Annotated in this window: 24 protein-coding genes; 5 read left to right on the top strand and 19 right to left on the bottom strand. The window is 65.0% G+C overall.

From position 1 onward, the window contains the following. The first annotated feature begins 29 nt into the window (after positions 1 to 29). Positions 30 to 701 carry a DUF1345 domain-containing protein gene (locus tag HY019_RS02025; protein WP_290687973.1) on the top strand — a complete coding sequence of 224 codons (672 nt, stop codon included), beginning with the start codon at positions 30 to 32 and terminating at the stop codon, positions 699 to 701. A 22-nt stretch (positions 702 to 723) separates the two neighbouring features. On the opposite strand, the gene HY019_RS02020 is transcribed toward HY019_RS02025, so the two are convergent. Continuing rightward, complete coding sequence (locus tag HY019_RS02020; RefSeq protein ID WP_290687971.1) at positions 724 to 1338, bottom strand: superoxide dismutase family protein; 615 nt, start codon at positions 1336 to 1338, stop codon at positions 724 to 726. A gap of 292 nt (positions 1339 to 1630) precedes the next feature. On the opposite strand from HY019_RS02020, the gene HY019_RS02015 reads away from it, so the two are divergent. Beyond that, positions 1631 to 3649: a S8 family serine peptidase gene (locus tag HY019_RS02015; protein ID WP_290687970.1), complete on the top strand. Its 2019-nt coding sequence runs from the start codon at positions 1631 to 1633 to the stop codon at positions 3647 to 3649. Here HY019_RS02015 and HY019_RS02010 read toward each other — a convergent pair. The 16 genes from HY019_RS02010 to flgB form a co-directional block, all read right to left on the bottom strand. Then, positions 3633 to 4091: a hypothetical protein gene (locus HY019_RS02010; protein ID WP_290687968.1), complete on the bottom strand. Its 459-nt coding sequence runs from the start codon at positions 4089 to 4091 to the stop codon at positions 3633 to 3635. The genes HY019_RS02015 and HY019_RS02010 overlap by 17 nt on opposite strands. Positions 4092 to 4243: 152 nt before the next feature. Continuing rightward, positions 4244 to 5272: a serine/threonine protein kinase gene (locus HY019_RS02005; protein ID WP_290687966.1), complete on the bottom strand. Its 1029-nt coding sequence runs from the start codon at positions 5270 to 5272 to the stop codon at positions 4244 to 4246. Between the two features lie 49 nt (positions 5273 to 5321). Beyond that, on the bottom strand, positions 5322 to 5651 hold the full coding sequence (locus HY019_RS02000) for a hypothetical protein (RefSeq protein WP_290687965.1): 330 nt from the start codon (positions 5649 to 5651) through the stop codon (positions 5322 to 5324). Positions 5652 to 5757: 106 nt separating this feature from the next. Next, positions 5758 to 6963, bottom strand: a complete 1206-nt coding sequence (locus HY019_RS01995; RefSeq protein WP_290687963.1) for an HDOD domain-containing protein — start codon at positions 6961 to 6963, stop codon at positions 5758 to 5760. Between the two features lie 27 nt (positions 6964 to 6990). Further along, the gene (gene flgL / locus HY019_RS01990; protein ID WP_290687961.1) at positions 6991 to 8226 is read right to left on the bottom strand and encodes a flagellar hook-associated protein FlgL; all 1236 of its coding nucleotides are present in this window, start codon (positions 8224 to 8226) and stop codon (positions 6991 to 6993) included. Positions 8227 to 8241: 15 nt separating this feature from the next. Further along, positions 8242 to 8553, bottom strand: a complete 312-nt coding sequence (locus HY019_RS01985; protein ID WP_290687960.1) for a flagellar basal body rod C-terminal domain-containing protein — start codon at positions 8551 to 8553, stop codon at positions 8242 to 8244. A 52-nt stretch (positions 8554 to 8605) separates the two neighbouring features. Further along, positions 8606 to 10018 (bottom strand): flagellar hook-associated protein FlgK, encoded by a 1413-nt coding sequence (flgK, locus tag HY019_RS01980; protein ID WP_290687958.1) that lies wholly within the window; start codon positions 10016 to 10018, stop codon positions 8606 to 8608. 20 nt (positions 10019 to 10038) lie between these two features. After that, positions 10039 to 10962 (bottom strand): flagellar assembly peptidoglycan hydrolase FlgJ, encoded by a 924-nt coding sequence (flgJ, locus tag HY019_RS01975; protein ID WP_290687956.1) that lies wholly within the window; start codon positions 10960 to 10962, stop codon positions 10039 to 10041. Then, the gene (locus tag HY019_RS01970) at positions 10962 to 12092 is read right to left on the bottom strand and encodes a flagellar basal body P-ring protein FlgI (RefSeq protein WP_290687955.1); all 1131 of its coding nucleotides are present in this window, start codon (positions 12090 to 12092) and stop codon (positions 10962 to 10964) included. Before HY019_RS01970 ends, flgJ begins: the two co-directional genes overlap by 1 nt. Positions 12093 to 12217: 125 nt before the next feature. Next, entirely contained in the window at positions 12218 to 12892 is a 675-nt protein-coding gene (locus HY019_RS01965; protein WP_290687953.1) for a flagellar basal body L-ring protein FlgH, read from the bottom strand. Continuing rightward, positions 12892 to 13674, bottom strand: a complete 783-nt coding sequence (flgG, locus tag HY019_RS01960) for a flagellar basal-body rod protein FlgG (protein WP_290687951.1) — start codon at positions 13672 to 13674, stop codon at positions 12892 to 12894. Before flgG ends, HY019_RS01965 begins: the two co-directional genes overlap by 1 nt. A gap of 47 nt (positions 13675 to 13721) precedes the next feature. After that, positions 13722 to 14450, bottom strand: a complete 729-nt coding sequence (gene flgF / locus HY019_RS01955; RefSeq protein WP_290687949.1) for a flagellar basal-body rod protein FlgF — start codon at positions 14448 to 14450, stop codon at positions 13722 to 13724. Between the two features lie 35 nt (positions 14451 to 14485). Then, positions 14486 to 15790, bottom strand: a complete 1305-nt coding sequence (gene flgE / locus HY019_RS01950) for a flagellar hook protein FlgE (RefSeq protein WP_290687948.1) — start codon at positions 15788 to 15790, stop codon at positions 14486 to 14488. Between the two features lie 56 nt (positions 15791 to 15846). Then, on the bottom strand, positions 15847 to 16506 hold the full coding sequence (locus HY019_RS01945) for a flagellar hook capping FlgD N-terminal domain-containing protein (protein ID WP_290687946.1): 660 nt from the start codon (positions 16504 to 16506) through the stop codon (positions 15847 to 15849). A 32-nt stretch (positions 16507 to 16538) separates the two neighbouring features. Further along, positions 16539 to 16949 (bottom strand): flagellar basal body rod protein FlgC, encoded by a 411-nt coding sequence (gene flgC, locus HY019_RS01940; RefSeq protein WP_290687944.1) that lies wholly within the window; start codon positions 16947 to 16949, stop codon positions 16539 to 16541. 10 nt (positions 16950 to 16959) lie between these two features. Further along, the gene (gene flgB, locus HY019_RS01935; RefSeq protein ID WP_290687943.1) at positions 16960 to 17397 is read right to left on the bottom strand and encodes a flagellar basal body rod protein FlgB; all 438 of its coding nucleotides are present in this window, start codon (positions 17395 to 17397) and stop codon (positions 16960 to 16962) included. 192 nt (positions 17398 to 17589) lie between these two features. On the opposite strand from flgB, the gene flgA reads away from it, so the two are divergent. The 3 genes from flgA to HY019_RS01920 all read left to right on the top strand — a co-directional run bounded on the left by flgA (position 17590) and on the right by HY019_RS01920 (position 19242). After that, positions 17590 to 18405 (top strand): flagellar basal body P-ring formation chaperone FlgA, encoded by an 816-nt coding sequence (flgA, locus tag HY019_RS01930; protein ID WP_290687942.1) that lies wholly within the window; start codon positions 17590 to 17592, stop codon positions 18403 to 18405. 127 nt (positions 18406 to 18532) lie between these two features. Next, on the top strand, positions 18533 to 18826 hold the full coding sequence (gene flgM, locus HY019_RS01925) for a flagellar biosynthesis anti-sigma factor FlgM (RefSeq protein ID WP_290687940.1): 294 nt from the start codon (positions 18533 to 18535) through the stop codon (positions 18824 to 18826). 20 nt (positions 18827 to 18846) lie between these two features. After that, entirely contained in the window at positions 18847 to 19242 is a 396-nt protein-coding gene (locus HY019_RS01920; protein ID WP_290687938.1) for a hypothetical protein, read from the top strand. A 35-nt stretch (positions 19243 to 19277) separates the two neighbouring features. Here HY019_RS01920 and recJ read toward each other — a convergent pair whose 3' ends face one another. Together recJ and HY019_RS01910 are read right to left on the bottom strand one after the other, a co-directional pair. Further along, the gene (gene recJ / locus HY019_RS01915; RefSeq protein ID WP_290687936.1) at positions 19278 to 21002 is read right to left on the bottom strand and encodes a single-stranded-DNA-specific exonuclease RecJ; all 1725 of its coding nucleotides are present in this window, start codon (positions 21000 to 21002) and stop codon (positions 19278 to 19280) included. Between the two features lie 9 nt (positions 21003 to 21011). After that, the gene (locus tag HY019_RS01910; protein ID WP_290687934.1) at positions 21012 to 22016 is read right to left on the bottom strand and encodes a hypothetical protein; all 1005 of its coding nucleotides are present in this window, start codon (positions 22014 to 22016) and stop codon (positions 21012 to 21014) included. Between the last annotated feature and the right edge of the window lies 1 nt (position 22017).

The raw sequence follows: 22017 nt of genomic DNA, 5'->3' as shown, positions 1-22017 counted from the left end.
TCGGGCCAGCTGTGGCTATGATCCCGCGCATGATCTTTCACAAGGTGCCACTGCTACGGCAGGTTCACATTCGGCCGCGCTTGTTCGTCGCGGGCGGCCTGGGGCTTGCTGTGGCCATGGCCTTGCCCACGCACTGGGCCACGCGTGAGATCACGCGCTGGCTGATCGGCTGGAACGTGGGCGCCTGGTCCTACCTGTTGCTGGCAGGGTGGATGATGGCGCGCTCCAGCCGGGCGCAGATCCAGCAGCGCGCTAGCCAGCAGGACGATGGCGCCATGGCCATTCTGGTCCTGGTGGTGATTGCCGCGTTGGCCAGCCTGGGCTCCATCGTGGCGGAGTTGTCTGTGGCCAAAGACTACACGGGGGCGGCCCGCATGGCGCACATCGCTCTGGCAGGCAGCACCATCCTGTCGTCCTGGGCATTCACGCAGATGATGTTCGCGCTGCACTATGCGCACGATTTTTACGCGGCACGGCATCGGGGCCAAGCCCTTGGCCTGCAGTTTCCCGGCACGCCGGACCCGGACTACCTGGACTTTCTCTACTTCGCCGTCGTGATCGGCACGTCGGCCCAGACGGCCGACGTGTCGATCACGAGCTCAGGTATGCGACGTGTGGGCCTGGTGCATTGCGTGCTGGCGTTCCTGTTCAACACCAGCCTGGTGGCCCTGACCATCAACGTGGCATCCAGCCTGCTGTGAATGCAGACTGGGCCCAGCGGGCTCAGGGGTGCGTGCTGATCACACCGCAGGCGATGCGGGCGCCCGAGTTGCCGGTGGGCTGGGTCTTGTAGTCGTCGGCATTGGCATGCAGGATCACGCTGCGGCCATCAATGCTGTTGGCCTCGCCCTTGATCGTCACGCCGTGCAGCATGAACTTCTGGTTGATGACGCCATCTGCATCGGCCTTCAGGCTGGGCATGTCGCCGGCGTGGTGCTCGGCATCCTGCGGGCCGTGCGCGGTCTTGCCTGGGTTGAAGTGGCCGCCGGCGCTGGTGCCGTCTGCGCTGGCGCAGTTGCCCACGTCGTGCAGGTGGAAGCCATGTTCCGAATTGGGCGCCACGCCCGTGATGTGGGCATGCACCATCATGTGGTCCTGCATCTGGTGGAAGACCACCATGCCACGGGCCGTGTTGCCTTGCGTGGGGGTCAGGGTGGCCATGGCCATGCCTTGCATCATGCCCTGGCCCATCATCCCTTGGCCGCCCATCATGCCGCGTTCACCGCCGCCCATGCTGGGGGCCGCATCACCGTCGTGGCCAGCATGGCCATACGGGGTAGCGCAGCCGGCCAGGGCGACCATCAGCAACGAGGTCGAGAGCCATTGAGTGTGTTTCATATGTAGCCTCCTGTTGGTAAAGCGTTGAATGGGCCACTGTAGCGCCGCCGCCCGTGAATTTTGCGCAGTACCCTTGCCGCGCGCGCCCTTTGTCGTCGAAATGGCGCATCCATCAGGGGACTTATCCCCGTATCCTGTGGATAACCTTGTTGGCAAGCTTTGAGGAACACGGGTTCTCCCTGGCGTGGGCACTAGGGTGCTGCGAAATGAGGCAATTTGATGACGGTGTTCACGGCTTGTCCGGAAAGACGTGAGGGGTGTGCACCTGATGCGCGCCCGAAAGGCAGTAGCGATGGGTTTCACAGATAAGGCTTGGCGCTGGGTTCACCTGGGTGTGGTGGCCCTGATGAGCGCGGCCTCGCCGGCACATGCGGCGGATACTTCTTATGGGCGGGTCATCGTCCGGCTCAAACCGAATGCCAGCGTGCTCAGAAGCAGCGTGGTGCAGGTGCAGTCCACGGGCACCTCGGCGCAGGCGCAGGTCATGCAGCGGCTGGGGCAACGCCGGGGATTGATCGTGCAGGACGGGCGGGAAGTGGGCCCGCATGTGCATGTGGCCATGGCGCAAGGCATGAGCTCGGATGCATTGGCCGCCGTGCTGGCCAAGGACAGCGATGTGCTCTACGCCGTGCCGGATCGCTTGCGCCAACTCCACAGCGTCTACCCCAATGACCCGCTGTTCTCGGACGTGGCCAACCCCAATGTGGCGGTGGGCCAATGGTTTTTGCGCGCGCCTGACGCCACCATCGTGTCGGCCATCAATGCGCAGCCGGCGTGGGCCTCGGTTACCGGCAACGGCATCACGGTGGCGGAGATCGATTCCGGGGTGCGCAAGGATCACCCGGACCTGGTCAACAAGCTGCACGCCGGCTACAACATGATCACTTACGCGTCCGTGTCGGGTGTGCAAGGTGGTCGCAGTGCCGATTCATCCGATCTGGGCGATTGGGTCGTGCAGAGCGACATCGACGCCATCAGCGCCGAGTTGCATGCTCCCGTGGATTGCAAGCTGGAGGCCACCAGTGCATGGCACGGCACCAAGGTGGCCGGCATCATCGGGGCCGAGACCAATAACGGGATTGGTGGTGCTTCGGTGGCCCCAGCCGCCATGATCCTGCCTGTGCGGGCTTTGGGCAAATGCGGCGGCTGGGACTCGGACATCATCGCGGGCATGCGCTGGGCTGCGGGTGAGGACGTGGGTACGGGCCCCGACAGGATCGCGGCCCCTCCTGACCCAGCCCGCGTCATCAACATGAGCCTGGGCGGTGCTGATACCTGTTCGCAGGCCTACAAGGATGCCATTGCCGAGATCACGGCACGCAATGTGGTGATCGTGGCCTCTGCGGGCAATGACAACGGCCTGGCGGTGTCCACGCCGGCCAACTGCCCAGGGGTCATCGCAGTTGGGGGGCTGCGGCATGCGGGTACCAAAGTGGGGTATTCGTCTCTGGGGCCCGAGGTGAGCCTGAGTGCGCCGGCGGGCAACTGTGCCAATGGCGACACCGGGCCGTGCCTCTACACGATGCTGACCACCACCAACAGCGGTACGACCACCCCTGTCACCAACGCGAACGGCGGCTCCATCTACACCGATCAGGTGAATCTCTGGGCCAATGGCACCAGCTTTGCCGCACCCCAGGTCAGTGGTGCGGCAGCCTTGCTGCTGGAGGCGCGACCCAGCCTGACTCCGGCGGCCGTGTCATCCCTCTTGCGACGCCATGCGCGTGCCTTTCCCACCTCGGGAGATGCACTGACAAGCGGCAGTTGCGTGGCCCCCAGTGCAGCCGAGCAACTGGTGTGTTATTGCACGACCCAGACCTGCGGCGCCGGCATGCTCGATGTGGATGCCGCCGTCCAGGCTGCTTTGACCGACCCCGTGGCGGTGATCACGGTGAATCCCTCGACTCAGGCCACGCCGTTGCCCAATCAGCCGGTCTATCTCAGTGCGGCGCAATCCATGGTCAGCCCAGTGGGGGCCAGTATCGCCAGCTATACGTGGCAACTGCTCAGTGACGGCGGGATCGTCAACGCAACAGGTTGGTCGAGCAGCAGTGCCGAGACCCAACTGACCCCGACTGGCTCCGGTGCGTTCAAGGTGCGGCTTCAGGTGCAGGACGACATGGGTCGCTCGGCCTACATTGACCAGTGGGTGTATGTGGCTGCCAGCGCGCCTGTTACCAACACCAGCGCCTCGTCCGGCGGTGGCGGCGGTGGTGGCAGCGTCGATGGCGGCAGCCTGGCTGCGCTGGCCCTGGCGACACTGGTGTTGTCCCTGCCGCGCGCGAGGCGGCAGTTCAGGGCAGGAGCATGATTTCGTCCAAGGCCACGTCCTTCACACGCGCTTGAACGTCTTGCGCCTGGAGGTAACCGTTGAGCGAGGTCTTGACGGTTTTGCCAAAGCGAACGAGCCCATCGGCATCCTTCATGTCATCCCGTGACATCTGGGTGCTGGCTTCCTGGACCAGGGTCTTGAAAGCCGGGATGTGGGGCTCCATCACGCTGACATCCTTTTGCTTGCCAAGTCGCAGGTTGAGCTTGACGTTGAACATCCGCCCGTCAGCCGTCTGAGCCATGACCTTGGGCACCGTCAGCCAGACGGGGGTGGGTTTGGCCTGCTCGACGGTTTGGTCGCTCAGTTGTGTGTAAGCCCACACGCCAATGCCCAGGGCCAGCACGATGATGCCGATCGCCAGTTCAAGCAGCCAGTCGCTGATGCCTGAGTGAGACGAATCGAGATCTTTGGCGAGGGCCATGCGGGGTGCTCCGGTGGGATGAATGCCTTGACCTTACTATGGCCACGGTGCCCATGGCGCACGAGGGCGAGGGCAAACGAGACAAACGCACGCCGTTCAACAGCCCGAACCCGGGTACTTTTGCATGGTTTTTTCGGTCACACCGGCCTGTCTCAATCAACCATCCAGGCGGGCTGGTCGTCCGGCGTCTGCATGACATCGATCTGCTGGCGCAACAGGTCAATCTGCTGCTGCCAGTACATGGCCGAGCCAAACCAGGGGAAGGCGGCCGGGAAGGCCGGGTCGTGCCAGCGGCGGGCCAGCCAGGCGCTGTGGTGGATGATGCGCAGAGTGCGCAGGGGCTCTACCAGCTTGAGTTCGCGCCAGTCGAATTCGGTGAACGATTCGTAGCCCTCCAGCAAGGCATTGAGCTGGACCTGGCGGTCGCGCGGGTCGCCGCTGAGCAGCATCCAGAAGTCCTGCACGGCCGGGCCCATGCAGGCGTCGTCCAGGTCGACGAAATGCGGGCCATCCGGTGTCCACAGGATGTTGCCGGGGTGGCAGTCGCCATGCAGGCGGCGCAGGCGCAGGCCATCGATGCGGTCAAAAGCCTGCTGGCACAGGTCGAGCGCCTGGTCGGCCACGGCCAGCCACAGGGTGCGCTGCTCAATGGGCAGGCTGTCGCTGTCGGCCAGCCATTGGCGCGCCTGCCGGCCGGTTTGATCCACGCCCATGGTGGGGCGGTGGGTGAAGGGGCGCTGGGCGCCCACCTGGTGCAGGCGGGCCAGGAAGCGGCCCAGCCAGGTCAGCACGCCCAGGTCTTCGAGCTCGGGCGAGCGCCCGCCACGCCGGTGGCTCACGGCCACGCGGTGGCCTTTGAAAAAGCCCAGCGTCGGGGGATCGCCTTGCACGCTGGCACCCTCCAGCTCCGCATGCAGGGCCATGGGTGGCACGGCGGGCACTTCGGCGGCCACCAGTTCGTGGGCGAAGGCGTGTTCTTCCAGGATCTGTGCGTCGCTCCAGCGGCCTGGGCGGTAGAACTTGGCGACCACGAAATGGCCGCTGTCCAGGCCGATCTGGAACACACGGTTTTCGTAGGAGTTCAGCTGCAGCAACCGGCCGTCCACGCGCTGGCCCAGGGCCTCCAGGGCATCGAGAACGAGGTCAGGGGTGAGGTCGGCGTAGGGGGTGTCGGCGTGCATGCGCCATCTTACTGACCTTGGGGCCTTCGCCTCTCATGGCCCCTCAGGTTCACAGTTGTGTTTGCGCGCGGCCCCAGACCACGAGCTGGTCATTGATCAGGTGCATGACCAGGCCGCCACCCGCCAGCTGAACGGCCAACTGGGCTGCGGACAGCGAGATGTCCACGCCGTTGTCGGAGGGGATCAGCGTCAGGGCCAGGATGACGCCCGCGAAGGGCAGGCAGGCGGCCAGCGAGCTGGCGGTGAGCGTGCGCCAGTTCAGGTTGTGACGGCGACCGAAAGCGCGCAGGACCCCCAAGCGCCATGCAGCCACGAAGAAGTTCGTGACCAGCACAAAGGACAGGACCATGACACCGATGAGGGGGGCGAATGCATTCATAGTGGAGCCAGAGGATACTGGCTTCACTTGAAAACACCAAGGGTTAACCCGTGACTGAGGGGGTGGGCAGCGTGCATGAATTCACACTGCGCAATCCCCCCCGGTGTCACTCCAGCTGCGTGGCGGCGGCCATGGCCTTGATGATGGCCTGGTTGATGTCGCCAAAGCCGATCATCAGGGCCTCGGCGGCCTCCTTGATGTCGTAGACGCTGCTGCCCTCGATGGCTTGCACCAGGCGGAAATAGGGCTCGTAGGGGCCGGTGTTGTCTGCCAGTGCCTGGTAGACGCGCTCGGGCACGGGGATGGTCTTGAGCAGGTCGCTGAAGGGTTGCTGGAACATGCGGTCCAGCAGCGAGAACACGCCACAGATGAACAGCTCGTTGCGCATCTCGTCGTCACCGCTGATGCGGGCGAGCTCTTCCATCAGCAGGCCACGGCGCACGGCGGCGTACATGACCGGCTTCATGTTGGGGTCCTTGCTGGCGGTGGCCAGCAGCAGGGCGAGCCAGCGCTTGAGGCGTTGGTAGCCCAGGATCATGATGGCGTGCCTGAACGAGCTGATCTCGACCGACAGCCCGAAGGCCGGCGAGTTGATGTAGCGCATCAGCTTGTAGGCCAGGGGTGGATCGCGCTTGAGCGTGGTCTCCAGCACCTCGATGTCGTCCTGCTTGTGGACCTGGTCGATCAGCATCACGATGACCTGCAGCGAAGGCTGGTCGGCCGGCTTGTTGCCCACTTTGATGACGTCGTCGATGGGCCAGCCCAGCACGGCGGCTGCGCCACGCCTGAAGCTGGTTTCCATGTCCGGGACATTGCTGACGCCGGCCTGAACATGGCCGATGTGGCGAGGGATGCCCTCAGGTGCCACGCCGGCGCCGCCCGTGGTCTGGTCAATGCGGCGGTCTTCCTCGAAGTCGACGATGGCGTACTTGAAGCAGTCCAGGACCTCGCGTGGCAACTCCTGCAGGGGCCGCCCCTTGAGCAGCATCGTGCTGCCGTTGGCGTGCAGGGTGCACATGGGCTCGGTGTTCTCGGCCGCTGAAGCCATGAAGGCGGGCACCTCCACCACGATGTGCGTGCCCGGTTGCGCCACGATCAGGTCGCGCAGCAAGCCTTCGCTGGCCACATTGAGCCACAGCTGTGAACCCCCGTTGGGCCAGGCTTCGGCGAGCGCGTCGAGCAGCGCGCGGGGATCGAGCGTGGCGCTCGGGTTGAGCGGAAAGACCGTCAGGCGCGTGGCGATGACGTTGCGGTTGCGATCGATGACCGGGCAGTAGGCCAATGCGGTCTGGTTGAGAATGGGATGATCCATGTGCGGAGCCTGCCTTTACCCTTTGATTTAGCCGTTGATGTACTGGAACAGTGACAGCTTCTGGATGGAGGCGTAGCTCTGAATGGCCGCCTGATAGCCAGTTTGCTGGTTCTGGAAGCTGGAGATGGCTGAAACCATGTCGAGATCCTCGGCATTGGACTTTTCAGTCTGTGCCGCGAGTTTGTGCGTGTCGTTGCGGCTCTGGATGCCGTCCATGCGGTTGAGTTGCTCGCCCACGGCCGAGCGGGCGCCCTGGATGCTGCTCAGGGCCGCATCGATCTGGGTCATGCCCGTGTTGACGGCCTGTTGCACGGCACCACCTTTCGGGTTGGTGGCTTGCAATGCGGCAATGGTGTTGTCCAGGCTCGTGAAGACGTTGAGGTCGTTCTGGGCCTCGGTGACGTTGAAGGTGTCGCCATCGGCAGGGATGCCCGATATGGCCACACTCATGCCCTTGCCCGGGATGGCGATCTGCTGATTGCTGGTGTAGGGTTGGCCCGAAGCGATGGGGTTGCCGTCTTCCAGCACGTCGTACGTGGTGGTGGAGCCCGTGACGTGGAAATTGACTGCGTAGGTGGGGGCGGGCGTGGCCGGGTAGGGCAGTTGGCTGGGGGCCGTGACCGAGCCCGAGCTGATCCAGCCCGTGCCACCATTGGCCCCGCCCGTCACGCTGTTGGTGCCTGGTGCGGTGTTGAAGACGCCGTTGCCGGACTTGGCGTTCAGCCAGACCTGCTGGCCATCCACTGTGAGGTTGAGGTGGTCAGCTTGCGAGGCCAGGGTCTCGCCCGCTTGCCCCTGGAAGACCACACCCGCGGTGGTATCGATGAAGGGGGGCGAGGAGGACCCTTGTCCCCCGAAGACATAACCGCCACCACCATCGGAGGTGTTGGCCACGGTCAGCAGTTGCGAGCGGATGTCCTTGAGCTTGGCCACCAGGGCCTTGCGGTCACTGTCCGAGTAGCTGCCGTTGCCAGCGGCCACAAGCGTTTCCCGTGCTGTCTGCAGCAGGTCGGTGGCCGACCCCAGTGAAGACTCTGCGATGGTCATCACGTTGCGGCTGGCATCGAGTGTGCGCTGGTCTGCTTCGGTGCGCGAGATCTGGGCCAGGGCGCGCTCGGCCCGTGCGGCGGCAGTGGGGTCGTCGCTGGCCACGTTGACCCGTTTGCCAGATGTCAGCTGTTGTTGCGAGGCGGACAGCTTTTGCTGGCGGTCCTGCAAATTGTTGATGGCCTGTGCGTAGCCGTATGCTGTTGCGATGCGCATGATCAGCTTCCTTCCTTATGCCTGCGCGGTCTGCAGCAAGGTTGCGAAAAGGGACTGGGCGATCTGCAGGACCTTGGCCGCGGCCTGGTAGCTCTGCTGATACTGGATGAGTTTGGCCGCTTCTTCGTCCAGGTTCACACCGCTGGTGCTGGTGAGCGTCTGCTCCGAGCCGGTCAGCAAGGTCTTGGAGATGTCCGCAGAGGTTTGCCCGCCTTGCACGATCACGCCCAGGTTGCCGATCATCTGGGAGTAGGCATCGGTGACGGTGGTCGTGGAGACGCCGTCCAGCGACACGATGGCCTTGTCACGCAGGCCCAGCATCGCCATGGCATTGCCGTTGTTGGATGCAGGGAAGGCCGTGCGCGAGATCTGGATCGAGTCACCGGCTTTGGGCGCACCCTTGATGCTCAGGCTGAACAGGGCCGCACTGGGTGTGCTGGCCGGGTCCGCATCCGTCAGGGGGGTGCCCGGCGTCCAGCTGCGTGGCGGGGAGGTGTCCTTGTAGGGGGGCGCCCGTGCTGTCGGTGAAGCTGTAGACCAGCTTGGTCGGGTCGCTCGGGTCGGTCGCGAACACGACGTTCAGCGGCGCGCCGGTGGTGGGCTGCGAGGTGAGGGCGTCCAGCGCATTGGTGGTCGGCAGGGCACGCACCATGACGAGCGAGTCGATCGTGGCGGTGCCGGTATTGGTGAGCGCGGTGGTGGCCGACAAAGGGGAGGCGGCCGCCAGGCCCTTCGGTGCGGTCATGGCCAGCGTCAGGGAGGCCGCGTCCGAGGTGTTGGTGAACAGCGGGTTGCTGACGGGGTTGCCAGACAGGTCGAAACTGGTCTGCAGATTGCCGTTGAGGTCAATGCCCAGTGCCTGTTGCGCATTCAAGGCATCGGCAAAGTTGGCGCCGAAGGTGTCGAGTTGCTGCTTGGTCTGGGCCAGGTCGTAGTCCTGGAACTGCAAGAGGCCATGCAGCGTGCCGCCGGTCATCTGGCTGCTGTCGAGCACGCGTGTGGTGCCGTTGGTGGCCAAGGCGACGCGGCCCTGGGCCGGGTTCGTGGCATCGTGGACCACGGTCAGCGTCTGTGCGTCGTTGCCCAGCACCAGCAACTGGCCGCCGCCCATGAACACACTGGTGGTGCCATCGTCGGCCTGGACCGTGGTCACTTGCACCTGTTCGTTGAGCTGCTTGATCAGTTGATCGCGTTTGTCCAGCAGGTCGTTGGGTGCATGGCCGGAGCCGGTGTACTTGGCAATGCTCTGGTTGACTTCGGCAATCTGCTTGGTCAGGTTGTTGACCTGTGCAACCGATGTCCCCATGTCGGACATCACGCCGCCTTGCAGGTCATTGAGTTGCTTGCCTGCCGTGTTCATGCGGCTGACCCAGTCCTGCGCGCGGGCGAGGGCCACCTGGCGGGCCGAGACGTCCTGAGGCTGGTTGGCCACATCCACGAAGGCATTGAGGACCTGGTTGGCCGAGTAGCCCAGGCCGGCTTCACCGGTGGGCAGAACGGATTCGAGTTGCTTGAGCTTGTCCAGCCGGGTCTGGTCGGCGCTGTTTTGCGCCGTGTTGACGTTGACCTGCTTGACCAGGAATTCGTTGGTCGAGCGGCTGACCGTGACCACCTTCACGCCGCGGCCATAAAAGCCCCCGCCGGTGTACATGCCGCCCTGGGTGGCCAGATCGACGCTCTGTTGCGAGTAACCCGGCGTGTTGACGTTGCTGATGTTGTGCGAGACCGTGTCAAGCATGGCTTGAGTGGCCGTCATGGCCGACGTCCCGATCGAGAAGATGCCTGAACCCATGGTGTACTCCTGTCAGGCCGTCAGGTGACGGTCTTTTGCAGACGCAAGGTGGTGTTGATCACCTTCGTGAGCTTGTCTGCATATGCCGGGTCAGTGGCGTAGCCCGCTTTCTGCAATCCGCGGGCAAAGCCACTGGCCGTGTCGGCCTGAGCCACCGTCTGACTGTAGCGCGGGCTCTTGCTGAGCAGCTTGGCGTGGTCCGTGAAAGCGTCTGCATAAGAGTCATACGCACGGAATTTGGCGGTCACTTTGCGGGCCACCCCGCCGATGTATTCGGTGGTGGTGACCTCGGCGACCTTGCCCTTCCAGTCGGAGGTGGCCTTGATGCCAAACAGGTTGTGGCTGGATGCGCCGTCCTTCATGCGGATTTCGTGCTTGCCCCAGCCCGACTCCAGTGCGGCCTGGCCCAGGATGTTGGACGCAGGGATGCCGGTGGCCGATTCGGCTGCCTTGGCGGCTTCCTGGTGTTTGCGCACGAAGCGCTCCGAGGCGCTCAGGTTCTTGTTGTCAACGTAAGGGGCGTCGGGTGTGCTGCGGGTGGCGCTGGTCGTGTTGCCGGGGTCATCCTGCAGGCGGCTCGACAGGTCGCCCAGGCCTTTGAGCGGGCTGCCCTTGCTGTCCTTGCTGGCGATGCCCATCTGGCGTTCCAGCTGCTTGGTGATGAGGTCGCTCAAGCCGCCGGGCAGGCCGGTCATCTGGTTGGCCAGCTGCGTGTCGAGCATGTTGGTGCCCATCTCGGTGGCCGAGTTGTCCATCATGCCGCTGTTCATCGTGGTCGAGCGCATGCTCTTGACCAGCTCCTGCATGAACAGGCCTTCAAGCTGCTTGGCGGTGTCCTTGATGCCTGCCTTGGGGTCCTTGCCAGACGTGGCCTTGAGGCTGTCCAGGGAGCGCAGGTCAAGGGTCAGTCCATTGGACTGTTTGGAAGTTGCATTCAGGCTCATCAGATCACCTCCAGCTCGGCTTGGAGAGCGCCGGCCGCCTTCATGGCTTGCAGGATGGCCAGCAGGTCCTGCGGGTTGGCGCCAAGGCTGTTGAGGGCCTTGACGACGTCAGTGAGCTTGGTGCCGGCGGGCATCTGGATCAGGGCGCCGGGCTCCTGGTTGATGCGGATGTCGGTCTTCTCGGTGGCCACGGTCTGCCCTTGCGACATGGGGCTGGGCTGGCTGATCACCGGGGTGGAGCTGATGGTCACCGACAGGTTGCCGTGCGCCACGGCGCAAGGCCCGATGGTCACGGCCTGGTTGAGCACGATGGAGCCGGTGCGGGCATTGATCACGATGCGTGCAGCCGGCGTGGCCTTGTCGATGGACAGGTTTTCCAGGTCGGCCATGAAGGCCACACGCGCACCAGGCTGGGCGGGCAGGTTGACGTTGACCGTGCGGCCGTTGAGGGCCTCGGCGGTGCCGGGGCCCTTGGCCTTGTTGATGGCGTTGGCCACTTCGCGGGCGGTGTTGAAGTCGTCGGCCTGCACGTCGTATTGCACGGTGCTGCTTTGCAGCCAGGGTGTGGGCACGCTGCGCTCGACGGTGGCACCACTGGGGATGCGGCCGGCGCTGAGCTGGTTGACCTGGACTTTGGCGCCGCCTGCGGAAGCGCCGGCACCGGAGATCACCAGGCTGCCTTGCGCCATGGCGTAGATCTGGCCGTCAGCGCCCTTGAGCGGGGTGGCGATCAGGGTGCCGCCGCGCAGCGATTTGGCATTGCCCATGGAGGACACGGTCACGTCCAGGGCCTGGCCGGGTTGCGCAAAGGGGGGCAGGGACGCGGTGACCATCACGGCCGCCACGTTCTTGAGCTGCATGGTGGCACCAGCGGGCATGGTGATGCCCATCTGCTGCAGCATGGCGTTGAGGCTCTGGGCAGTGAAGGGCGCCTGGGTGGTCTGGTCGCCGGTGCCGTCCAGGCCCACGACCAGGCCGTAGCCCATCAGCTGGTTGCTGCGCACGCCTTGAACGGCGGCGATTTCCTTGAGGCGAACGGCTTTGGCATCCACCGGCCACCACAGGGCCGCGGAGGCGGCCAGGAAGGCCAGGCCGATCAGCAGTTTGAGGAGGCGATCCGAGGTGTCCATGAGGCCGAAATCCTAGATATAGGGCCCCCGGACCTGCCACTACGCGTCAGGCCCCCCGAGGGGGTACCAGGAAACTAGGGGCGGCCCGTCGTTTCCTTGGGGGTTCGGCTTCATTGTCGAGTTCTTTAGAACGGCGAAATGCTCAAAAAGAAGTGGGCAAGCCAGCCTATTCCCTGGGCATCTTGCTGGGCGCCTCGGCCCATGTGCTCGATGCGCACGTTGGCGATCTGGCTGGACAGCACGGTGTTGCCGGGCTGGATGCTGACCGGGTCCACCTGGCCCGAGAAACGCAGCACATCGACGTTCTTGGCCACGCCGATCTGCTTTTCGCCGGCCACGATCAGGTGGCCATTGGGCAGCACCTCGGTGACGGTGGCGGTGATGGTGCCGGTGAAATTGCCGGTGGCCGCGGTGCTGCCCGTGCCGTCGAACTTGTTGTCCGACGAGCCCGCCGCGCCCAGTTTGGCCACCTGGTCCAGGCGAATGAGCGGCACGGCCGTGATGGCGCTGCTCACGCTGCCCTTTTTCTCGATGGAGCTGGTGGTTTCCTGCTTGGCCGATGTGGCCTCGCTGATGGTGACGGTGATGATGTCGCCCACCATGCGTGCGCGGTGGGTTTCGTACAAGGGGCGGTAGCCCCCCGCCTGGAAGATGGCGCCATTGTTGACCGGCGCATAGGCGGCCGCAGACGGGCGAGCCTGCGTGGGCTCGGCCACGTCCACTTTGGGCGAGGTGGTGACGCAACCGGCCAGCAAGGTAGCGGGCAGGCAGACCGGCAGCAGCTTGCGCAGGACGTTCATCACATTTGTCCCAGTTTCTGCAGCATCTGGTCCGAGGTCTGGATGGCCTTGGAGTTGAGCTCGTACGCGCGCTGGGTCTGGATCATGGTCACCAGTTCCTGCACCACGTTCACGTTGGACGATTCGACAAAACCTTGCGACAAGGTGCCCATGCCTTGCTCGGTGGGCGCACCGGTCTGCGGGGCACCCGAGGCGGTGGTCTCGGCAAACAGGTTCTGGCCCTTGGGCTCCAGGCCGGCCGGGTTCACGAAGGACGCCAGCTGGATCTGCCCCAGGTTCTGCGGCTGGACCTGGCCGGGGATGGAGGCCGTGACCGTGCCATCGTTGCCGATCGTCACGTTGGTGGCGTTGGCCGGCACGGTGATGCCTGGTTGCACCAGGTAGCCGTTGTTGGTGACCAGCTGGCCTTGTGCGTCCATCTGGAAGGCGCCATCGCGGGTGTAGCCGGTGGTGCCATCGGGCATGGTGATCTGGAAGAAGCCCTTGCCCTGGATGGCCAGGTCCAGGTTGTTCGAGGTCTGCGTGAGCGTGCCCTGCGTGAACTGGCGCGAGGTGGCCACGGCGCGCACGCCCAGGCCAACCTGCAAGCCGGTGGGCAGCTGGGTTTGCTCCGAGCTGTTGGCACCGCTTTGCCGCAGGTTCTGGTACATCAGGTCTTCAAAAATGGCGTGCGACTGCTTGTAGCCATTGGTGCCGCTGTTGGCCAGGTTCTGGGAAATGTGATCCAGCTGGGTCTGCTGGGCTTCCATGCCGGACTTCGATACCCACAGTGAACGCATCATGGCATTGCTCCTTGGCGCCTGCGCGCCGTCTCAAATCAAATCAGTGGTCAACCGCCGGACAGCAACTGCGCTGCGGCCTTCTCGTCGGACTCGGCGGTCTGCATCATCTTCATCTGGGTCTCGAACTGGCGGGCCGCGGCAATCATCGACACCATGGTCTCGATGGGGTTGACGTTGGAGCCTTCCAGCGAGCCGTCCTGCACGCGGGCAGTGGCATCGGCCGGCAGTTCGGCGCCGTCCTGCGCGCGAAACAAGCCGTCATCGCCGCGCACCATCTTGTCTTGCGGGGTCACCAGCTTGAGCTTGCCCACACCAGTGGTCTTGCCGTTGGCGGCCTTGGCGCTGACCGTGCCGTCTGGCGCGATGCTGGGCTCGGCGCCGGCAGGGATGGTGATCGGGCCACCATCACCCATCACCGGCAGGCCGCTGTGCGTGACCAGCATGCCCTCGGCATTGACCGCGAACGAGCCGGAGCGGGTGTAAGCCTCGGTGCCATCCAGGGCCTGCACGGCCATCCAGGTCTTGCCTTGCGCGGCCACATCCAGCGAACGCCCGGTGAAGGTCACGGGCCCGGCGCTGTCGTCGTAGCCCACCGTGGTTTCCAGCGAGTAAACACGCGTGCTGGCGCCATCGCCCCGCACAGGCACGGCCCGCACAGCCTCCAGCTCGGCCCGAAAGCCGGTGGTGCTGACGTTGGCCAGGTTGTTGGACAACACGTCCTGGCGCTGCATGTTCATCTTGGCGCCAGCCATGCTCACGTAGATCATGCGGTCCATCTTGTGCTCCTGTTACTGCTGGATGCGGCCGGTCATCAACGCAGGTTCACCAGCGTTTGCTGGACCTGGTCTTCGGCCTTGATGGTCTGGGCGTTGGCCTGGTAGGCACGCTGGGCGACGATCATGTTGACCAGCTCACCGGTCAGGTCCACGTTGGACTCTTCCAGTGCGCCGGACTGCAGCAGGCCGTAAACGCCGCTGCCGGGCGTGCCCAGGGGCAGCGGGTCGCCCGACGACGCAGTGGGCTTCCATTCATTGGAGCCAACCGGTTGCAGGCCGTTGAGGTTCTTGAAGTCGGCAAGCTGGACACGGGCCAGGGCCTTGGACTGGCCGTTCGTGTAGCGGGCGGTCACGGTGCCGTCGGTTTCGATCACGAAGTCCGACAGGTTGCCCTGGGCATAACCGCCGCCGGACAGGTCGGTGACGGAGTAGGCGCCCGAGTATTCGGTGTTGCCGCTGATGTCGAGCGTGACGCCCGTCAGTGGCTGGCCGTTGTTGCCGCCCGGAATGGACGGGATCGTGAACACCGTGCCAGTGGGCAGGGTGCCATTGGCGTTGTACGTGAAGGTGGCGATCGGGGTGGGCAGCGCGGGGCTGCCGCCGTCGTTCTGTACCGAGGCCGCATTGGTATTGCCGTCCGCGCTCAGGTAGACCTCCCAGGTGCCGCCGGTGCCCGGGTCAGGGGGCGTCAGGGTGGGGTCGCCAGGGGTGGGGTCGGCGGTCTTCTTGAAGTAGTAGTTCAGGGCGATGGGTGCGCCGTTGTCACCATAGGCCGTCTGGGATGTGACGAAGCTGTAGGTCTTGGAGTCCGCGAAGTCAATGGCCGTGGCAATGGGCTTGGCACGCGCGTCCATGTTGGCCGTCATGGTGATGGCACTGGCCTTTTGCGGTGGCGAGCTGTCGTTGGTCAGCTGGATGGGCGTGCCGGCCGGGCCTGCGGGGGCGCCGGTGGCATCCAGGGCCTGGCCCAGCAACTGGTGCTTCTCGTTGTTGATCAGGTAGCCATTGGCATCGCGCTTGAACTGGCCATTGCGCGAATAGACCGTCTCACCTTGCGAGTCGGCCAGCGCGAAGAAGCCCCGGCCGTTGATGGCCAGGTCCAGGCTGTTGGACGTGGTGGTGATGTTGCCTTGCGTGAACTGCTGCGCCACGGCCGCCACGCGGGCGCCGATACCGATGCCGTTGCTGCCGCCGCCGCCCAGGGAGGCCGCATACATGTCGGCAAACTCGGCGCGCGATGACTTGGCACCGTAGGTATTTGCGTTGGCCACGTTGTTGCCGATCACCTCCAGATTTTTACTGGAGATGTTCAGACCGGATAGTCCTTGCTGGAAGCCCATGGTGATGTCCTTTCGGCGTTACTGCGGTGGCGTGGTGAAAACGGTGGGGGAGTCGATCAGGACACGGTCTTGATCTTGTTGTAGGCGGTGCTGCCCGAGTTGCGCAGCTCCAGCATGAGCCCGCTGCTGCCGGTGCTGACGGCGTCGACCAGGTCGCTCATCATGGGCGTGCTGGTGATGGCCTTGCCGCCACTGTTGGCTGTGACCTTGAAGGTCAGGCCGCTCATGCTGGTGCCCGTGGGCGGCTTCCATTCGAAGGACTGCAGGCCGGCGCTCATGCCGCTTTGCGTGATGGTGTCGAGCTTGATGCCGGCCGAGTTGTAGATATCGACCTGGACGTTGGATGCGGCGGCGGCCAGTTGATAGCCACCCACGCCGTTGCCTGCCGTGTTGGTGCCCAGCTGGTTGCCTTCCATGACGACCGAATGCCCCACCAGGCTGGCGCCTTGCAGCATCTGCAGTTGCGTCATGTTGGTGCTCATGCTCGTCATCGTGGTGTTGAGCTTGTCGATGCCCGTGACCGTGTTGATCTGCGCCATCTGGCTGGTGATCTGCGAGTTGTCGGCCGGGTTGAGCGGGTCCTGGTTCTGCATCTGGGTGACCAGCAGCTTGAGGAAGCGGTCCGAAGCCTCGGACATGCTGTTCTTGGACGTGGTCGCTGTGCTTGACGTGGCGGCGGTGCCGCTGGTCGCTGTGTTGTTGGTGACGGTGGTCATGGCGGGTCCTGTTCAATCAATGCTTGGGGTGATCAGCTGCCTTGACCCATCTGCAGGGTCTTCATGAGCAGGCTCTTGGCCGTGTTCATGACTTCGATGTTGTTCTGGTAGGAGCGCGAGGCCGAGATCATGTTGACCATCTCCTCGACCGTGTTGACGTTGCTGTAGGTCACGTAGCCTTCGGCATCGGCCTGGGGGTGCTTGGGGTCGTGCACACGGCGGCCGGGGCTGGCGTCTTCGGTGACCTGGCTGACGGTGACGCCAGCGGTGCCGACTTCGCCCATGGGCGTCGTGGTGAAGACGACCTGGCGGGCCTTGTAGGCGGCGCGATCGGGGCCGGCCACCGTGTCGGCGTTGGCCAGGTTGGAGGCGACCACATTGAGGCGCTGCGACTGCGCGCTGACCGCGCTGCCTGCCACATTGAAAATCTTGAACATCGACATGATGGTCTCCTTACTGGCCTGTGATCGCCGTGTTCAGCGTGCGAACCTGCGCGTTGATGAAACGCAGCGTGGCTTCGTAGCGCACGGTGTTGTCGGCGAAGTTGGCGCGCTCGCGGTCCATGTCCACGGTGTTGCTGTCCAGATTGGTCTGCGAGGCGAGGGCGTAGTTCATGTCGGGCTGATCACGGCCACCGACGGGCTGGCCATTGCGGTTGAGGTGGCCGCCGTTGGAGGCGGCCATGGTCAGCTTGGGGCCGTGCACGGCGCTGTCACCGACCGAGCCTTGTCCGGAGGCCTGGCGCAGGGCGGTGGCGAAATCAAAATCGCGTGCCACGTAGCCCGGGGTGTCCGCGTTGGCGATGTTGCTGGCGATCAGGCGTTGGCGTTCCGACCGCAGCGAGAGCGCTTCGGCCTGGAAGTTCAAGGAGTCGGTCAATCGGTTCAGCATGGTCTGGGCCCTCCGGGGCTGGTCACATCTACCGCCTGGTGCCGTGGCGCCTTTTCCAAGGCACATGCACGACGAGGCAGCTTGTCTGGGATGTTGATCGGCTGGGGCGAAAACATGAGCCGAAATAGCGGGCCATTCCGCCTTCATTTCCTTTCCTTGCATGGGCGCCTTGCTTCGTACAGTCAACTCACCATGAAAACGTCCATCGATCGCTCCGGCCGCCTCTGCCAGGACATCGGGCTGGCACCCGCCCAGTTCCTGATGGCCGTGCTCAGCTCCATGCTGTGGGCCGGGATGTGCACGTTTGCGGCAACCTTTGCGCCGCCCGCGCGCGCGCAAGCTGCGCCATTGGCAGACACCGTGGGCCTGCAGTCCCAGGTGAGCTCCCTGCTCAAGCAGCAGGCCTTGCCTCAAGGCATTGCGAGCGATGCCGCATCGCAAAAAAAGGCCTGGCGTGTCGAGGTGGTGCTGGGCCAGTTGGACCCGCGCCTGAAGCTGGCGCCCTGCGACAAGGTGCGTACCTATATGCCCGACGGCGTCCAGATGTGGGGCAAGACCCGCGTGGGCCTGCGCTGCGAGCAAGGCCCGGTGCGCTGGAACGTGTTCTGGCCGGTCACCGTCAAGGTCTGGGGACAGGCACTGGTGGCCGCGGTGCCGCTGCGCCCTGGCAACCCGGTGGCCGAAAGCGACCTGCGCCTGGCCGAGGTGGACCTGGCCGACAAGACTTCCCCCGCTGTCACGCGCCTGGCGGACATCGTGGGGCGCACCCTGGTGCGCGGTATCGAAACGGGTCAAAGCGTCCGTCTGGACGATGTGAAAGCCCGCCGCTGGTTTGCCGCCGGTGACCCCGTGCGCCTGACCGTGCGCGGCGATGGTTTTCAGATTGCGGCAGAAGGCACGGCCTTGACGCCCGGGGACGAGGGCCAATGTGCCCGCGTGCGCACCGACAACGGCCGGGTGGTCTGCGGACACCCGGTTGGCGATCGACAGGTGGAGTTGTCCCTGTGAAACAGTTTCTTGCCAATTCGTCCCCCCTGGCTAGGGGGTTTGGCGTGTTTGGCATTAAAGTCGGTCAGCCCCGCGTCGATATCGCGGATGTGACCACTCGGTATGCACCGGGATCAAGGAGTACATCATGAAGATCGGCAACCCTTTAGACAAAGCGGTAGGTGGCGTCAGCCAGCGTACCGAGGGCGGCAGCAAGACTGGAAAGACATCGGCATCGGGCGGCGTCAGCGAGAGTGCAAAAGTCACGCTCTCCAACGCGGCTGCGGGTTTGATTTCGGCGGCAGACGGCAGTTTTGATGCGGACAAGGTGTCCAGCGTCAAGAACGCCATCGACAGCGGTACCTACCAGGTCAACCCTGAAGTCATCGCTGACAAGCTGATCAGCAATGCCAAGGAACTGCTGCAAGGCAAGCAGGGCTGAGGCTGAGCTTGGAGTCAACCATGGCGCAAACATTGCCCCGTTCTGAAGAGGTGTCTGCGGAGATGGCCGCCCATGTGGTGGACATCGAGCAGCGCCTGTCCGAGCTGGACAAGGCTTTTGCCTCTGGTGACGGCGAGCAGATCGCCCAGCAGTCCCTGCACCTGCAGCGTGGCCTGGCCGAGTCGCTCGTGGCATTTCGCAAGGCCGAGCAGGCCGGTTTGATGCCCCTGACCGATGAATTGCGCTCGCGCCTGAAACTGGCGCAGACCCGTGTGCTGGCCCAGCAAGCGGCCGTGAACCGGGCCAATGCCTCCATCGACCGCACGCTGAGCGTGCTGTTTCCCCGCGAGGAAAGCAGCACTTACGGCAACCTGGCCCAGACGCCGGTATCCAAGGCGCTCAACGCCTACCGTTGAGCCTGGGCCTGTCCCCGCTGGCACCGCAAACGGTGTCAGGCGATGTCGACGGCGCCTTCCACCACGATCTGAACACGCTGACGTCCCTGGAATTCGTCCAGGCTGACGCGGTAAGCCAATTGCGTTTTCGCCGGCAAGGGGTCGGTGTGCCCGAACCAGATGCCGTCGCGCACCTGGCCCTGCACACGCAGGCTGAGCTTGAGGTGGCGTTCGCCCACCAGGCGCTGGCCCAGCACGTCGGCCTGGTCGCTGAACACGGGCGCGTCAAAGCCCGGGCCCCACACGGCGCTGTCGAGCTGGGCCACGGTCTCGGGTGTGAACCATTGCGCGTCCAGCGGGCCATCCGTGCTGATCTGGCGCAGCAGCAGGCTGGGGTCCAGGCCCTCCTGCGCAATGCGGGTCAGCTCGGTGTCGAAGGTCTCGAAGTCGGCTTCGGCGATGGTGCAGCCCGCCGCCATGGCGTGGCCACCAAAGCGCTTGAGCAGACCGGGGTGGCGCTTGCTGACGAGGTCCAGCGCATCGCGCAGGTGAAAACCGGGGATGGAGCGCCCCGAGCCCTTGAGCAGCCCGTCCTGGCCCAGCGCGAACACGAAGGTGGGGCGGTGCAGCCGGTCTTTCAGCCTTGAGGCCACGATGCCCACGACGCCCTCGTGGAAATCGGGATCGAAAATGGACACCGCGGCGGGCGGCTCACCTTCTGGCATGACGGATTCGAGCAGTTGCTCGGCCTGCTCGCGCATGCCCGATTCCAGCTCGCGCCGTTCGCGGTTGATGGTGTCCAGCTGGCGGGCCAGCAGGTCGGCGCGGCCGGCGTCATCCGTGCTCAGGCACTCGATGCCCAGGCCCATTTCGGCCAGGCGGCCGGCGGCGTTCACGCGCGGGCCCAGCGCAAAACCGAAGTCCTGACTGGTGGCCTTGGCCGGATCACGGCCCGCGGCCGCAAACAGCGCGGCGATGCCCGGTTGCATGCGCCCGGCGCGGATGCGCTTGAGGCCTTGCGCCACCAGGCGGCGGTTGTTGGCGTCCAGCCGGCCCACGTCGGCGATGGTGCCCAGGGCGACCAGGTCCAGCAGGTTGTCGATGCGGGGTTGGCTGGCGGCGTCAAACATGCCGCGCTGGCGCAACTCGGCCCGCAAGGCCAGCAGCACGTAGAACATCACGCCCACGCCCACCAGGGCCTTGCTGGCAAACGGGCAGCCGGGCTGGTTGGGGTTCACGATCACGTCGGCATCGGGCAGGCTGACCTGGCCGTCGTCCAGTACCACAGGCAAGTGGTGGTCGGTGATGATGACCTTCAAGCCCAGCGAGCGGGCTTTGGTCACGGCCTCGTGGCTGGCCATGCCGTTGTCCACGGTCACCAGCACATCGGCCTGCTTGGCGCGCACCATGTCCACGATGGGCGGCGTCAGGCCGTAGCCATGCACGGCGCGGTCGGGCACCACGTAGCTGACCTGATCAGCGCGCGCGCCCAGCATCTTCAGGCCGCGCAGGCCCACGGCGCAGGCGGTTGCGCCATCGCAGTCGTAGTCGGCCACGATGCAGATGCGTTGGCCCTGCGTGATGGCGTCGGCCAGCAAGGTGGCGGCCTGCGTGGCGCCTTTCAGGTCCTGCGGGGCCAGCAGCCGGGCCGGGCTGTCATCGAGTTCGTCGACGCTGCGCACGCCCCGGGCGGCAAACAGGCGCGCCAGCAGCGGGTGAACGCCGGCTTCCTCCAGGGCCCAGGCTGTGCGTGGAGGGACCTCTCGGGGGGTGATTTTCATGGGCGTCGCTTACAGGCTGTTGAGCAGGGCCACGGGGTCCGGGCCACTGCGGGATGAGGTCAGGCGTTTCACAGATTGCCACATGCGGCCCCCCAGTCCGGGCGCAGGTGCGGTGGCCAGTGTGACAGCATGCCGCTCACCACACAGGGTCAGCGCGATGGTCTTTCCGGCATCCATGGCCTGCAGCGCCTGTTTCAGCACGTTGTTGTCCACCTGGGCCCAGGCGTCCAGCCATGCGGCCATGTCGTCGGCCAGCAAGGGCGCGCGCAGGTCGTTGACCAACTGGATGTGATCGGGCGTGGCCGTACAGGCTGGCACCGGCCCGCAGCCGCTGAGCCAGAAGGAGTTGACCGTGGCCAGGCCGGCTTGCTCCCGGGCGTCGTTGATGGGGTGCTGGTAGAGCAGCATCTGCACTTCGCTTTGCAGGCGGCGCAGGGTGCGGGCCTGGGGGTGGTCGGTCAGCCAGACATCGGGATTTCGGCCGATCACGCGGTCCAGCGAGGCGGTGGGCAGGTCTTGCAGCGAGGGGTGCGAGGCGTACCAGCGCTGGCTGGCGCCCCAGATCAGCGTCCAGCCATCGCTTTCAAAAAGGGACCGCACGGCCTCGAACAGGGCGCGTGATTCGGCTTCGCTCAGGCCCAGGGTGGCCGGGTCCAGCAAGGTCAGGTGATCGCGCCCCATCAGCCAGTGACCCGGGCTGAGCAGGCCCCAGTGCGCATCGGCCGTCAGCTTCACGCCGTCCTGCTTCGCCCACCAGGCTGCGCAGGGCAGCAGGCCATCCTGATCCGGCCAGCCCATGGCGGCAGCCAGCACCCGCTCGTGCGGCATGGACAAGGCGTATTCGTCCCCCTCGATGCGGGCCACTTCCTGCAACTGGCTCAGCAAGCGCCGCAGATGGGGCAAGGCTTTGGCATCGGCCAGGCGGGGCAGTGCGTGCTGGCAGGGCTCGGACAGGCTGGCGGCAAAGGGCACGATCCAGTGCAGGGATGGCGGGGGCGTCACGTGATCAGGCATA

This window comes from Aquabacterium sp., from assembly GCF_016195855.1.
In the GTDB taxonomy this organism is placed as follows: Bacteria; Pseudomonadota; Gammaproteobacteria; order Burkholderiales; family Burkholderiaceae_C; genus Aquabacterium.
The sequence above is the reverse complement of the archived record's forward strand: the minus strand, read 5'-3'. Positions and strand labels throughout refer to the sequence as shown.